This is a genomic window from Rhodococcus sp. USK13 (assembly GCF_018343855.1).
Classification (GTDB): domain Bacteria; phylum Actinomycetota; class Actinomycetes; order Mycobacteriales; family Mycobacteriaceae; genus Rhodococcus_F; species Rhodococcus_F oxybenzonivorans.
Genome location: NZ_CP069242.1, coordinates 4602453 through 4617771 on the forward strand (window position 1 = coordinate 4602453; position 15319 = coordinate 4617771).

Annotated in this window: 9 protein-coding genes and 1 pseudogene; 5 read left to right on the forward strand and 5 right to left on the reverse strand. The window is 68.2% G+C overall.

Features of this window, described 5'->3' with window-relative positions:
* From JQT59_RS38435 to JQT59_RS23610, 4 genes and pseudogenes are all read right to left on the reverse strand, one after another.
* Positions 1–4572 (reverse strand): annotated as a pseudogene (locus JQT59_RS38435) (amino acid adenylation domain-containing protein); the annotation flags it as partial.
* A 69-nt stretch (positions 4573–4641) separates the two neighbouring features.
* Positions 4642–6315, reverse strand: coding sequence for an apolipoprotein N-acyltransferase (gene lnt / locus JQT59_RS23600; protein ID WP_213578036.1), 1674 nt, complete (start codon positions 6313–6315; stop codon positions 4642–4644).
* Positions 6316–6358: 43 nt separating this feature from the next.
* Entirely contained in the window at positions 6359–7963 is a 1605-nt protein-coding gene (locus JQT59_RS23605; RefSeq protein WP_213572220.1) for an amidohydrolase, read from the reverse strand.
* 12 nt (positions 7964–7975) lie between these two features.
* The gene (locus tag JQT59_RS23610; RefSeq protein ID WP_213572221.1) at positions 7976–8482 is read right to left on the reverse strand and encodes an FxsA family protein; all 507 of its coding nucleotides are present in this window, start codon (positions 8480–8482) and stop codon (positions 7976–7978) included.
* Between the two features lie 194 nt (positions 8483–8676).
* Between JQT59_RS23610 and JQT59_RS23615 the strand changes: the two genes are divergently transcribed.
* Positions 8677–9294, forward strand: a complete 618-nt coding sequence (locus JQT59_RS23615) for a hypothetical protein (RefSeq protein WP_213572222.1) — start codon at positions 8677–8679, stop codon at positions 9292–9294.
* 21 nt (positions 9295–9315) lie between these two features.
* Here the strand turns inward: JQT59_RS23615 and JQT59_RS23620 are convergent, their stop codons facing one another.
* Positions 9316–9975: a response regulator gene (locus tag JQT59_RS23620; RefSeq protein WP_213572223.1), complete on the reverse strand. Its 660-nt coding sequence runs from the start codon at positions 9973–9975 to the stop codon at positions 9316–9318.
* A gap of 210 nt (positions 9976–10185) precedes the next feature.
* Here JQT59_RS23620 and JQT59_RS23625 point away from each other — a divergent pair, with 210 nt between their 5' ends.
* The 4 genes from JQT59_RS23625 (at position 10186) to JQT59_RS23640 (ending at position 15296) form a co-directional block, all read left to right on the forward strand.
* Entirely contained in the window at positions 10186–11328 is a 1143-nt protein-coding gene (locus JQT59_RS23625; RefSeq protein ID WP_213572224.1) for an XdhC family protein, read from the forward strand.
* Between the two features lie 76 nt (positions 11329–11404).
* Positions 11405–12310, forward strand: a complete 906-nt coding sequence (locus tag JQT59_RS23630) for an FAD binding domain-containing protein (protein ID WP_213572225.1) — start codon at positions 11405–11407, stop codon at positions 12308–12310.
* 2 nt (positions 12311–12312) lie between these two features.
* Positions 12313–12897, forward strand: a complete 585-nt coding sequence (locus JQT59_RS23635) for a (2Fe-2S)-binding protein (RefSeq protein ID WP_213572226.1) — start codon at positions 12313–12315, stop codon at positions 12895–12897.
* On the forward strand, positions 12894–15296 hold the full coding sequence (locus JQT59_RS23640) for an aerobic carbon-monoxide dehydrogenase large subunit (RefSeq protein ID WP_213572227.1): 2403 nt from the start codon (positions 12894–12896) through the stop codon (positions 15294–15296). The genes JQT59_RS23635 and JQT59_RS23640 overlap by 4 nt, the downstream gene beginning before the upstream one ends.
* Positions 15297–15319: the final 23 nt, after the last annotated feature.

Consider the following 15319-nt stretch of genomic DNA (forward strand, 5'->3'; position numbering starts at 1 on the left):
TTCCGGTGCCTCGAGCAGGTCGATGTCGCCGATAGCGACCGGGTCGTCGTCGAGTACGGCGTCGAGAATTCTGCGGAACCGTGCGCCCATCGCCACGATCGTGCGCTCGTCGAACAGGTCGGTCGCGTACGAGAGGTCCATCGACATGCCCGCGGCCCGGCCCTCGGCGTCGACGTGCTCGACGACGGTGAGCTGGAGGTCGAATTTGGCCATGTGGACGTCGATCTCGGCCGCCTCCACGGTGAGGCCGTCGAGTTCGACACGGGTGGTCGCGGTATTCTGGAACGAGAGCATCACCTGGAACAGCGGGTGATACGCCGACGAGCGCTCCGGGCTGAGGACCTCCACGAGGCGCTCGAAGGGAACGTCGCCGTGCGAGAACGCGGCGAGGTCGGCGGTGCGGACACGGCCGAGGAGGTCGGCGAACGTGTCGTCCGGTTCCAGGGAGATCCGCAGCACCAGGGTGTTGACGAACATGCCGACGAGGTGGTCGAGTTCTTCCTCACCGCGGCCGGCGATCGGGGTGCCGATCACGATGTCCGAGCCGGCACCGAGGCGGTGCAACAGCACGGCCAGGACCGCGTGCGTCACCATGAACGGCGTGGTGCCGGTGCGGTGAGCCAGCTGCGTCAGTTGCTCGTGCACGAGGGCCGGCACCGTGAAGTCGACCCGGCCACCGCGATGCGACATCTGGGCCGGGCGTGGACGGTCGGTCGGCAAGTCGAGCACCTGCGGCAGACCGGAGAGTACGCCCTGCCAATGGCTCAGCTGCTGGGCGGCCACACTGTCCGGATCGGCTTCCGAGCCGAGCATGTCGCGCTGCCAGAGCGTGTAGTCGGCGTACTGCACGGGCAACGGCGCCCAGGACGGGCTCTGCCCGTGGGCACGCGCCGCGTAGGCGACCATCACGTCGGCGGCGAGGGGGGTCATCGACCACCCGTCGGCGGCGATGTGGTGAACCACCAGAACCAGCAGGTGACGGTCGGTGGCCTCGCGGAAGAGCCCCACACGGAGCGGTGGATCGGTGGTCAGGTCGAAGCCGGTGCCCCCGAGCGACGCCACTGCGGCTGTGAGGGAATCGGCGTCCACCGCGACCGGCGCGCCCGGCGGCAGCACCGCGCCGGACGGCAGGATCACCTGGTGTGGTCCGTCCGTACTGTCCGGGAAGATCGTGCGCAGCGTTTCGTGACGTTCCGCGACATCGGTGAGTGCCCACCGGAGGGCGTCGTGGTCGAGGTCCCCGGTGAGCCGGAGGGCGATCGGCAGGTTGTACGCCGGAGACGCCGGGTCGAACTGGTTGAGGAACCACATCCGTTGCTGCGCAACAGACAACGGCACCCGATCCGGGCGCTCCCGCGGCCGCAGGACCGGTCGCGCGCGCGTGTGCGACGTCGACTCGGCCACGGCGACGGCCAGCTGGGCCACCGACGGCGACTCGAAGAGGTCACGGACACCGATCCGCACCTTCAGCGCGGCTCCGACCCGGGACACCACCTGGGTGGCCATCAACGAGTTGCCGCCCAGTTCGAAGAAGCTGGATTCGACGCTCAGGTCGTCGACGCCGAGGACGTCCCGGAAGATCCCGGCGAGCACCTCCTCGGTGCCGGATCGGGGTCCCACGATCGAGGCGGACCGCTCGGCGAAAACGGGGGCGGGCAGGGCGTTGCGGTCGAGTTTGCCTGCCGGCGTGAGCGGCAGCGAGTCGAGGACCATGATTGCGGACGGCACCATGTACGCGGGCAGGCTGCGCCCGGCGAACTCGGCCAGCTCGCGGGTGTCGACCACGGAATGCGGCGCGGGCAGCACATACGAGACGAGGCGTGTGGTTGCGGCGCCCTCGTGGCCGATCGTGTGGGCGAACTCCACCAGCGGATGCGCCGACAGGGCCGCGTCGATCTCGCCGAGTTCGATGCGGAACCCGCGGATCTTGACCTGATGGTCGCTGCGGCCGAGGAAGTCGAGCACCGGTGTCCCGTCGGCTGCGGACACCCAGCGGACCACGTCGCCGGTGCGATACATCCGTCCACCCGTTCCGAACGGGCAGGCCACGAACCGTTCCGCCGTCAGCCCGGCCCGGTGCACGTAACCCCGGGCCAGGCTCGCGCCGAGAACATACAGCTCGCCGCGAACCCCGGCGGGAACGGGCCGCAGCCGATGATCGAGGACCACGAGATCCACACCGACGGTGGGTGCTCCGATGCTCACCGGCTGTCCGGCCGTCAGAGCGGTGGTGGCGGAGGACATGATCGTCGTCTCGCTCGGCCCGTACGCATTGATCATCGTCCGCCCGGGTGCCCAGCGAGCGACCAGCTCGGGTGGGCACACGTCCCCCGCGACGACGATCGTCCGAAGGTCGTGCAGCGAACGGTGATCGAGCGACGCCAGGGCCGCAGGGGTACAGAAGGCGTGGGTGATGTGCTGCTCGGAGAGGAACTCGGCAAGCTCGTCGCCGCCGTAGACCGTGGTCGGCGCGATCACCAGCGCCGCACCCGCGCACACCGCCATCACCAGCTCGAACACCGAGGCGTCGAAGCTCGGGGAGGCGAAATGCAGTGCCCGCGAGTCCGGTGTGACTCCGAGCCGGTCGCGTTCGTCCGCGGCGAGGTTCACCAGACCGCGGTGTGTCACCGCCACACCCTTGGGCCGGCCCGTCGACCCGGAGGTGTAGATGACGTACGCAGGGTGGTCCAGCGACAGGGCCGCGGTGCGGTCGGCGTCGACGACGGCACCGGTCGGATAGGAGGCGAGTTCGGCCCGGAATTGGTTGTCGTCGAGGATGATCCAGTGTGTGCAGTCCGGCAGGTCGGCGCGCAGGTCTGCAGTCGTGATGCCGATCGGCGCCCCACAGTTTTGGAGCATGTGCAGGATCCGCTCGCGCGGATAGCGGGGATCCACCGGAACGAAGGCTGCCCCGGTTTTCGCCACCGCCCACACACTCGACACCGAGTCGAGCGAGCGGGGCAGCGCGAGGGCGACCGCGACCTCGGGGCCGACCTGCAGGTCGATCAGCAGTCGAGCCAGCTGGTTCGACGTCTCGTCCAGGGCGCGGTAGCTGAGGACGCCGGCGGGCGCTTCCGTTCCCGGTACGACCAGGGCGTCACCGTCCGGGTTGCTTCGGACGGCCCCGGCGAGCAGATCCGGCAGGGTGACCGGGGCGAACCCGGCACGGCCGGTCGCGGGCACCAGGCTGCGGTGTTCGTGCTCGTCGAGAATGCCGAGGTCGCCGATCCGACCGGGCCGAAGGGCATCAGAGGTGAGGAACTCGCCGAAGAATCGGGTGAACCGGAGGTGATGCGTGTCGAGCGCCGTCTCCGAGTAGAGGTCCGGGTTGGCCTCGAAATCGAGGTTGAGGCTCGTGCCGGCCACCCCGTGGTAGACGTTGACCGCCAAATCGCTGATCGGGCCGGTCGACAGCAATTCCAGTCTGCCGACGATGTCGCCGAGCGTGATCTCGTTGTGGAAGAGCATCACGTTGATCAGTGGTCCGTAGAAGCCCTGGTCGTCGGCGGCGGCGTCGCGGCGGATGTCGATGTGCGGATACCGCTGGTGGCGCAGCGCCGCCGTCACCTCGAGCCGGACCGCGGCGACGAGGTCGGCGCTCGTCATGTCCGGGCGGACCTGCAGTCGCAGGGGAACCACGTTCGACACCATGCCGCCGGAGCGGCGGAGCAGCGCGGTGGTTCGGGCCGTGACGGGCAAGCTGAGGGCCACGTCCTCGCGGCCTGTCATGCGTGCGAGGTAGGCGGCGAATGCCGCGATTACCTCGAACGCGACGGAGGAGGCATGCCGATCGACGGCGGCGTCGAGGTGGTCGACGAGGGTGCCGGGCAACTGGCTGCCCGTGGTACGACTGCGGGCGCGCGCCGGTGCGGTGCGGTCCACCAAACTGTGCGGCTCGCCGATGCGAGCGACGAGTTCCGACCAGTATCGGCGGTCAGCGTCGTAGCGGGCGGAGGTGCGGTAGTCGTGGTCGACGCCGGCGACCTCCGTCAAGTCTGCCGCCTTGGACGGCGCGGCGATCACCCCTCGGACGGTAGCCGTATAGAGCTCCGCCGCTCGGTCGACGAGCGTGACCGAGCCCATTCCGTCGAGGGCCACGTGATGAACCCGGCTGTACCAATAGTGGCGGTCGGGCGCGATTCGAAGCAGCGCGGAAAACACCAACCGGTCCCGGAACACGTCGATCGGGGCGGTGTACTCCTGCCGCATCCACTCCTTGGCGGCGGCCCGCGGGTCGGGTTCGTGCAGCAAATCGACGAAGCGGACCGAGGCTTCGAGGGTGGGATCGACCACCTGATACGGGACACCGTCGACCTCGATCAGGCGCAGGAACGCGGACCCGAGTTCGCGGCCGGCGGTGATCATCGACTCGGACAGCAGGGGCGCATCGAGCTCCCCGACCAGTTCGACACACTGAGCGATGTTGACCGGCACCGAGGGTTCGAGCTGCTGGGCGAACCACATTCCCTGCTGCGCGGAAGAAAGCGGGAAGGCATTCTCCGGGAGATCACCTGTCGGAGGCAGGGGCGGAACCGGCACAGCGTCGACCACCCGTCCACCCCTGTTTCTCATCTCGGCGGGCGGACGAACCACCCCGTCACCACCCGACAGTGACTGGCGACCCTGGGAATTTTCCAAACCTTACTCAGGAGTACGCCTCGGGTTCCCTATCGGGCATCCGGTTCGAAGCGTTTCACCCATTCCACATTCTGGAACGGCGCGCATTTTGCCTGATGGCGGGCGGGCGGATCGTCGGCGTGACACCAGAGCGGCCACGACCGCAGCGGCGGCGGCGAAGCAGAGCAGGACCTCCGGCAGAGGCCCGAGGCGACTCGCCGGAGTCAGCTGGGTCCGCAGCGGCACCTCCGACACCAGGGCGGCGGGCACGAACAGTGACGTCTGTTCCACGGTGGAGCCGTCCGGCGCGATGATCGCACTGACACCGCTGGTGGCAGCGACCACCACCGCCCGCCCGTGCTCGACGGCCCGCACCTTCGACATGGCGAGTTGCTGATACGTCATCTCGGTATCGCCGAAGGTGGCGTTGTTCGTGGGAACGGCGAGCAGTTCCGCGCCGGCCCGCACCGATCCCTCGAAGGCGCGATCGAACGCCACTTCGTAGCAGGTGGCGACCCCGACGGGAACACCGTTCGCGTGGACGACGCCGTCGCCGTCGCCGGGTACGAAGTTGCCGGCCCGGTCGGCGTAGGAGGAGAAGTGCCGGAAGAAATCGCGGTAGGGCAGGTATTCGCCGAACGGTTGGATGATGCGTTTGTCGTGTCGTTCGCCCGGTCCCTCGTCGCCGTCCCAGACGATCACCGAATTGGTCGTGGTGCGGTCGCCGTTGACCAGCACCGCACCCACCAAAATCGGCGCGCCGATCGCTTCGGACGCGCGGGAGATGTCCGCGGCCGCGTCCGCGTTACGCAGCGGGTCGATATCGGACGCGTTCTCCGGCCAGACGACGACATCCGGTTGCGGCGCCGCCCCCGCGGCAACCTCGTCGGCCAGTTGGAGTGTGCGCCGCACGTGATTGTCGAGGACCCGTTTGCGTTGGTCGTTGAAGTCGAGCCCCAGTTTGGGCACGCTCCCCTGGATTGCCGCGACGGTAATCGTCCGGTCTCCCGACCCCATGTCGGCGAGCGCCGGCGCCAACGCCACCGAAAGCACCGTGGCAGCGAGGGCCGCGGCCAGACCGCCTGCAAGAGGTCGCTTCCAGTCCGCCGCGCCGTGCGCCCGAGCCCACACCGTCACGGCGACGGAGGCCAGTCCGGCGCCCGTCAAGGCCACCCCGAAGCTGAGCAGTGGGGCGCCGCCGAGACTCGCCAACGGCAGTAGCCACCCCTCCGACTGCCCGAAAGCGAGCCTGCCCCAAGGGAAACCGCCGAACGGGACGCTGGCACGCAACCATTCGGTGAGTGACCAGCCGGCCGCGATCCACAGGGGCGCCCAGCGCAACCGGGACACGAGGACAGCCACCACCCCGAACAGGCCCACGAACACCGCCTCGACGGCCGCGAGCGCCAGCCACGGCAGGGCGCCGACGAACACGCCGATCCACGGCAACAGCGGCACCAGGAAGCCCAGACCCGCCAGGTACCCGTAGCCGAAGCCGGCGCGGAGTCGCGGCGCCGGCCCACCGGCCCCGGTGAGAACCAGGACGAGCAGTGCGACACCGACCGGTGCCAGGAACCACAGCGGCCGGGGAGGAAACCCAGCGAAGATCAGAAACCCGGCGGCCACGGACACGAGGCAACGCGACACCAGCCCGCGAACGCCAGTCGACCCGCCGGGCACGGCCTCGTCAGCGCTCATGGACGACGCTCCGCCGTCAGCGCTCATGGACGACGCTCCGCCGTCAGCGCTCATGGACGATGCTCCCCCGATGCACCGAACGCAGCAGCACCGGCGTGGGTACGTCTTCGTCGAGTCGCGGCAGGGCGGGCACCCGGGACCGCGGATCGGTCGACCACCGCTGGACGGAATCCTGGGGTGCGCTGACCACCAGCTCCCCGGCATCCCACACCGCATACGACGCCGGGGCGCCAGGGTTGAGGGTGCCCGCCAGCCCGTCCCGGACCCCGCCGGCCCGCCAGGCCCCACGAGTGGCAGCGGAGAACGCGGCACGCGGCGAGATGCCGCTCCCCTGAGTCCGGTGCTGGACTGCGGCACGGACCATCGCCCACGGTTCGACCGGGGTCACGGGAGCGTCGGAACTCAGCGCCAGCGACACTCCGGCGGACGCGGCCGCGGAGAACGGGTTCAAGGTGAGGGCCCGGTCGCGGCCGAGACGCTGTGCGTAGAGACCGTTCGTCCCACCCCACAGGGCGTCGAACGCGGGCTGCACGCTGGCGATCACACCCCACGTCGCGAGGCGGGCCGCGTCTTCGGTGCTCATCATCTCGGCGTGCTCGAGCCGGTGTCCGGCCGCGGCGACGGCGGGTCCGCCGAGTTCGTCGGCCACCAGCGCGAGGGCATCGACCGCGGCCCGGACTGCGGCGTCACCGATCACGTGAAAGCCCGCCTGAATGCCGGCGATCGTGCAGGCCCGGAGGTGGGCCGCGATCTCGTCGACGGTGAGGTAGCTCTTCCCGGTGGTGCCGGGCGCATCGGCGTAGGGTTCGCGGAGCCACGCGGTGTGCGACCCGATGGAGCCATCGATGAACAGGTCGCCGCCGAGAGCGTGAGCGCCCGTGTCCTGCAGGAGCTTCCGGGCCTCCTCGACGTCGGAGACTGCCTGCCCCCAGTAACCTCGCACCTCCACTGCGTGGGAGGTGGACAACAATTCGCGGAAGTCGTCCAGTCCGGCGATGTCCGGACCGCCACACTCGTGCACCGCGACGATTCCGCGGGCGGCAATGGCGTCGAGCGCTGCGGCGCGGGCGACTGCCCGCTGCCGTTCCGTCAGCAGGGATCGGGCGATCGTGCGGGCGGCGTGGTGCGCCTCGAAGGTCAGCGGTCCGTCCGGGGAGTAGCCCGCGGTTCCGTTCACATCGGGGACCAGCTGCCGCAGCGCAGTGGAGCACACCGCGGAGTGGACATCGATCCGCGAAAGGTACACCGGGCGGCCCGGCGCGGCCTCGTCCAACTGCGCCGTGGTGGGGCCGGCGCCCTCCGGCCAGTTCGAGTCATCCCAGCCGTGCCCCCAGATGACGGCGTCGTCGTGGGTGCGAGCAAAGGACTGCAACCGGTCGAGGCACTCGCGCAGCGAGCCGACACCGACGAGGTCGAGGCCCACGATGTTCAGCCCCAGGGCGGTCACGTGGACGTGGGTGTCGACGAACGCCGGAGTGACGAACGCGCCGTCCAGGTCCACGACCTCGGCGTCCGGGTGCAGTGCGCGGGCTGCGCGGTCGTCGCCGACCCACACGACGGTTCCGTCGGTCACTGCCATCGACGTGGCGTCTGGTGCAAAGGAACTGTAGATTCGGCCGCCGACCAGCAGTTGGGTAGTCACGGGCACCTAGTGTGCCTGTTAGGGCAGAAGACGTGGATCACGGGTCGGGGTTCGAGGTTGCGTATCGACTACCTCACCGTCGAACACGTCGTGCACCACCTCACCTTCGATCACTTCACCGCGGCCTCGACGAGGGGTACGCGCGAAGGCCTCGGCGCCGGCCGCGACGACGGCGGCGCGCTTGCCGGCAACCAGCACGACGACGGGCCGAAGCAGCCATCGGGTGGGCGGGATCAACAGAAGCAGCCCGAGAAGTGATGTGACGAGCCCGGGCACCACCATCAGCGCCGAACCGACCGCCACGAGGGCACCATCCGCTACCGCCGCGCCCGGCGACCCCTTGCCGCCTGCGGCTGCACGCAACCCCTGAATCACTCGACGCCACTGCGAGCGCATCAGCATCAGTCCGACGAGCGATCCACCGAGGAAGAGGCAGGCTGTCCAGAGCACGCCGATCGTGCCGCCCACCCAAATGAGTGCGGCGATCTCCGCCACCACGTAGAGCAGAAACATTGCGGCGTACATGACGCCCCCTTTCGAACGGCGGATACCGACACTCTGGCCGTCTGTCCGTTCAACGTTCGAGGACGCCAGATTTCTCCCGGCACAGATCTCGAACCGCTCACAATCTAACCCTAAAGTTGACATTGAGAGTTGTGCCGTGATGCAGTTCTCTCGGATGGGGGATCTTCCGATCCCGCGCACAACAAGGAGCCGCTATGTTCCGGTCCACCCTGTTCCGCCGTGCCACGACGGTATTGGCATCGGCCGCTGTCGCCTGCACGCTGTCGGCCGCACCCGCCTCGGCCCAGCCCCTACCCGATGCGGCTCGGGGCATCGGGGAACTGCAGGCGCTGGCCGCCGAGATGTCGCCGGTGGCGAGCAACGCGGTGAACCAACTCCTCGGCGCCAGCGTCTTCGTCCCGAAGGATGTGCTCGAACTCGGGCTCACCACGCCCCAGGACTTCATGTACCCGTCCCCCACCCTGGGATGCGGTGTCGCCGACGAGCCGGCGACCGTCACCCTCGCAAGCGCTCAGGCAGGACCGAATCTCTTTCCCCCGATCACCGCCGGCCAGCTGCGATTCCAGGCAATTCCCGCCTACGTGGCGATACCGCAGTCCTCCGACCTCAGTGTTGCCTGGATCAACCTGAACACCTTCCAGGGCGGGATCGTGAAACTCGACGACCGCCTGCCCATCATCAACACCCCGCTGCTGTCGAAGATCGTCGACACGGGTGCGGGCACGGTGCTCGGCACGATGTTCGGCACCGTGAGCTATCCCGGCAACGTCAACTGCACGGTGGTCCCGACCGTCGGCACGTTCACGTCCTGACCGTCACGGCGGCGGACGAGCCTACGAGCCGGGCCGCACCAGGCCCGTCTCGTAGGCCAGGACCACCGCCTGCACCCGGTCCCGCACATTCAATTTGGTGAGTATCCGGCCGATGTGCGATTTCACCGTCGACTCGGACAGGAACAGACTTTCCGCGATCTCCGTGTTCGACAATCCGGTGGCGACCAGCTGCAGCACTTCCCGCTCCCGCTCGGTCAGCACGTCCAGTACCGCCGGGTCGCGGCGCGGAGCCCGGCCGTCGTCGAGGAAACGGGCCAGCAGTCGCCGCGTCACCTTCGGCGACACCACAGCGTCTCCCGCCGCCACACTGCGGATGGCCGACACCAGGTCCTCCGAGGGGGTGTCCTTGAGCAGAAAGCCACTGGCCCCCGCCCGCAACGCCCCCATTGCGTGCTCGTCGAGGTCGAAGGTCGTCATGACGAGTACGCGGCTGGCGACCCCGGATTCGAGTATCTGCGCCGTCGCACTGACCCCGTCCACCACCGGCATGCGCACATCCATCAGCACGACATCGGGTTCAAGTTTACGGACCGCCGCCACCGCGGCCGCCCCGTCGCCCGCCTCGCCGACCACCACGATGTCGTCCTGCGCGTCGAGCACCATATTGAGGCCCATACGCATCAATTCCTGGTCGTCCACAAGTAGCACGGTGATCGGCACAGCGCCAACCTAGCACCGCCATGCCCCGCGTTGCGGATCCACAAAGGTGGCGCCTGTGGTCTTGGCCGGCGATTCCGACTGCCGCAACACCCAGCAGGCACCTGAGGCCGCGAGGGTGAGGTCCGGTCTCCCGGACCAAACCCGCCTCGGCGGAATAGGCTTGTAGCTGAGCGTCTATCACACGTCCGGACTCGAGCGGGAAGGGTGCTGATGCGCGAGGTACTGGCGGACCTGATGGCGGTGTGGACCGCGGGCGGGACGGCGGGTGTCGGAACCGTGGTCCGCACATTCCGATCCGCTCCGCGACCGCCGGGGGCATCGATGGTCGTGGCACCCGATGGGACTGCATCCGGTTCCGTGTCCGGTGGGTGTGTCGAGGGAGCGGTCTACGAACTTGCATGCGAGGTCACGGCGTCCGGCACGCCGGTGCTGCAGCGGTACGGGATCAGCGACGAGAACGCGTTCGAGGTGGGTCTCACCTGTGGTGGAATCATCGACATTTTCGTCGAACCGGTGTCGCGCAACACTTTCCCCGAGCTCGATGAGATCGCCCAGGACATCGACAATCACCTGCCGGTCGCCGTGGCCACCGTTGTCGCGCATCCCGATGCCGCGCGGGTGGGGCGACGTCTGGTCGTCCGGCCCGAGAACGTGAGCGGTTCACTCGGCTCCGACCGAGCCGATTCCGCGGTGACCGACGACGCCCGGGGGCTCCTCGCGGCGGGCGGCAGCACGGTGCTGACGTACGGCACCGACGGTCAGCGCCGCGGCGAGGGCATGGAGGTGTTCGTCGCCAGTTACGCGCCGAGGCCGCGCATGCTCGTGTTCGGGGCCATCGACTTCGCCGCCGCGGTGGCCCGGCAGGGCGCCTTCATGGGATACCGGGTGACGGTCTGCGACGCCCGTCCGGTGTTCGCGACGCACGCGCGGTTCCCGACGGCCGACGAAGTGGTGGTGGACTGGCCGCACCGGTATCTCGCTGCGCAGGCAGAGGCACAGGCCATCGACGGCCGGACCGTGATCTGCGTACTCACCCACGACCCCAAGTTCGACGTTCCCCTCCTCGAGACGGCACTACGCATCCCCGACGTCGCCTACATAGGCGCCATGGGATCACGCCGAACCGATCAGGACCGGCGCGAACGCCTCCGCGAGGCCGGTCTGACCGACACCGAGCTCGACCGGCTGTCGAGCCCCATCGGCCTGGACATCGGTGCCAGGACACCCGAGGAGACGGCGGTGTCCATCGCCGCCGAGATCATCGCCCGCCGGTGGGGTGGCACGGGGCGCCCACTAATGGAGTCGAGCGGCCGGATCCACCACGAGGAACCCGTCGATTTCTGCGTCGACTAGGGCGGTTTACCGGGGGTTGACGGACCATCGGTTCTTGCGCAGGCTGAGAGGATCCACATTTGTGAGGTAGGTCACAATGCAAGTTCCAGGATCCTTCGAATACGAGCGTGCCACGGGCGTCGAGGACGCCATCGCCCTGCTCGACCGGCTGGGCGACGAAGCCCGCCTCGTCGCTGGCGGCCACAGCCTGCTCCCCATGATGAAACTTCGCCTCGCCAATCCCGAGTACCTCATCGACATCAACGACCTCGAGGGCGAACTCGGCTACATCACGACCGAGCGGTCGAGGCTGCGGATCGGTGCGATGACACGGCACCGCCGGCTACTCGAATCAGACGAACTCGCGGCGGCGTTCCCCCTCTTCCGCGACGCGGAGAAGGTGATCGCCGACCCGGTGGTCCGCAACCGCGGAACCATCGGCGGATCGCTGTGTCAGGCGGATCCGGCCGAGGATCTCACCACGGTCTGCTCTCTACTCGACGCCACGTGCGTGGTGCGCGGGCCCGGCGGACGTCGCGAGATCCCGATGTCCGAGTTCCTCGTCGGACCGTACGAGACGGCGCTCGCACACAACGAAATGCTCATCGAGATCGTGATACCGGTTCACGGCCACAGTTCCAGTGCGTACGCCAAGATTGCACGGCGAACCGGAGATTGGGCGATCGCCGCGGCCGGCGCCGCAGTCACGGTGGAGGGCGGCGAGATAGCCCGGGCAGCCGTCGGCCTGACCGCCGTGAACCCGGATCCGTCCGGGCTCTCGGACATTGCCGACTACCTGACCGGACGTCCACCCTCCGAGGAGGCGTTCGCCCAAGCCGGACGGTTGGCCGCACAGGCCTGCGAGCCCGTCGGAGACGCCCGCGGCACCGTCGACTACAAGCGCCATCTCGCATCCGAACTCACGATCCGCACACTCCGCACAGCGGTCGACCGGGTGCTCCGCAGCGATGTGGAGCACGAGCCGACCGGAGAAGAGGCATAGCCATGCAGGTGAACATGACCGTCAACGGCGAGGCAGTGAGCGCCGAGGTGGAACCGCGCATGCTGCTGGTCCATTTCCTCCGCGACCAGCTCGGTCTGACCGGGACCCATTGGGGCTGCGACACCAGCAACTGCGGTACGTGTGTCGTCACCGTGGACGGCGATCCGGTGAAGTCGTGCACGATGCTCGCTGCGATGGCGAGCGGGCACGACGTCCGCACGGTCGAGGGTCTCGAACACGACGGCGAACTCGATCCCATCCAGCAGGGCTTCATGCAGTGCCACGGACTGCAGTGCGGGTTCTGCACCCCCGGCATGATGATGACGGCGCGGGCCCTGCTCGACCGGGAGGAGAGCCCCGACGAGGCCACCATCCGGGAAGCGATCTCCGGGCAGATCTGCCGCTGCACCGGATACACCACGATCGTGCGCTCGATCCAGTGGGCGGCGGACCATCGGGCGGGCGAGGCCGCCGAGCCGGAACCGGCCGGCGACTTCGACGCGGAGGTCCAGGAGGACAAGACGCGGGGCGCCGAGGGCGCACCGATGACAGTCGAGGAACACGCGACCACGGGAAGTAAGTCATGACCACCGTCGAATCGCGTCCGCCATCGGGCGACGCCGAAATCATCGACAACGACAAGAAACCCTGTGGCCACGGCCGCATGCTCCGCAAGGAGGATCCCCGCTTCATCCGGGGGCTCGGGAATTACGTCGACGACATCATCCTCCCCGGCATGCTGCACCTGGCGATCCTGCGGTCGCCGGTCGCGCATGCACGGATCGTTAGCATCGATACCTCTGCGGCACAGGAACACCCGAAGGTGACCGCGGTAGTGACGGGCGCCGACCTCGCCGCGAAGAACCTCGCGTGGATGCCGACCCTGTCCAACGACGTGCAGGCCGTACTCGCCACCGACAAGGTGCGGTTCCAAGGTCAGGAAGTCGCATTCGTCATCGCTGAGGACCGCTATTCGGCTCGGGACGCGCTGGAGCTGATCGACGTCGAGTACGACATGCTCGATCCTGTCGTCGACGCCCGCAGGGCGCTCTCACCCGACGCACCGGTGATCCGTGACGATCTCGACGGCAAAACGGACAACCACTGCTTCGACTGGGAGACGGGCGACGCCGCCGCGACCGAGGCCGTGTTCGCGAGGGCGGACGTCGTGGTCAAGCAGGAGATCGTCTACCCGAGGGTGCATCCGGCGCCGATGGAGACGTGCGGTGCGATCGCCGACGTCGACAAGGTGTCCGGCAAGTTGACGCTGTACTCCACGTCGCAGGCCCCGCACGCGCACCGGACGGTCTACGCCCTGGTCTCGGGGATCCCGGAGCACAAGATTCGGGTGGTGTCCCCGGACATCGGCGGCGGATTCGGCAACAAGGTCCCGATCTACCCGGGATACGTGTGTGCCATCGTGGCGTCGCTGGTGACGGGCAAACCGGTGAAGTGGATGGAGGATCGCAGCGAGAACCTGATGAGCACGGGCTTCGCCCGCGACTACATCATGGTCGGCGAGATCGCTGCGACCAAAGAGGGCAAGATGCTCGCGATCCGCACGAAGGTGCTGGCCGACCACGGTGCGTTCAACGGCACTGCGGCCCCGGTGAAGTATCCGGCGGGTTTCTTCGGCGTCTTCACCGGCAGCTACGACATAGAGGCCGCGCACTGCGCGATGACGGCGGTCTACACGAACAAGGCGCCCGGCGGGGTGGCGTACGCGTGCTCGTTCCGCATCACCGAGGCCGTGTATCTGGTCGAGCGGCTCGTCGACTGCCTGGCGTTCGACCTGAAGATGGATCCGGCGGAGCTTCGGCTGAAGAACCTGCTGCGTCCCGACCAGTTCCCCTACACCAGCAAGACCGGCTGGGTGTACGACTCGGGCGACTACGAGACCACCCTGCGCAAAGCCATGGACCTGATCGGCTACCAGCAGTTGCGGGAGGAACAGAAGGAACGCCGCGAACGCGGTGAGCTGATGGGTATCGGCATGGCGTTCTTCACCGAGGCCGTCGGCGCCGGTCCGCGGAAGGACATGGACATTCTCGGCCTGGGCATGGCCGACGGGTGCGAACTGCGCGTCCACCCCACCGGAAAAGCCGTCCTCCGGTTGTCGGTGCAGACCCAGGGACAGGGGCACGAGACGACGTTCGCCCAAATCGTCGCGGAGGAACTCGGCATTCCACCGGACGACATCGACGTCGTGCACGGCGACACCGACAACACACCGTTCGGGCTCGGCACGTACGGCAGCCGGTCCACGCCGGTGTCGGGCGCGGCCGCGGCGCTGGTGGCCCGCAAGGTACGGGACAAGGCGAAGATCATCGCGTCCGGGATGCTCGAGGCCTCGGTCGCGGATCTGGAATGGGAGAAAGGCGAATTCCATGTGAAGGGTGATCCCTCAGCGAAGGTGACCATCCAGGACATCGCGATGCGGGCACACGGCGCCGGTGATCTGCCGGAGGGCATCGAGGGCGGACTCGACGCGCAGATCTGCTACAACCCGGAGAATCTGACGTACCCCTACGGCGCGTACTTCTGCGTCGTCGACATCGATCCCGGCACCGCGGTGGTGAAAGTGCGGCGGTTCCTCGCCGTCGACGACTGCGGCACCCGCATCAACCCGATGATCATCGAGGGCCAGGTGCACGGCGGCATCGTCGACGGCATCGGGATGGCGTTGATGGAGATCATCGAATTCGACGAGGACGGCAACTGCCTCGGCGGATCGCTGATGGACTACCTGATCCCCACGGCGCTGGAGGTGCCGAAGCTGGAGACCGGCTTCACCGTCACCCCGTCACCCCATCACCCGATCGGCGCCAAGGGCATCGGCGAGTCCGCGACGGTCGGGTCTCCGCCGGCCGTGGTGAACGCCGTCGTGGATGCGCTCGCCCCGTTCGGTGTGCGGCACGCCGACATGCCGCTCACCCCGTCCCGGGTGTGGGAGGCCATGCAGGGCCGCGCGACACCACCGATCTGAACGTTGCCCGGCTCTCGGCAGGA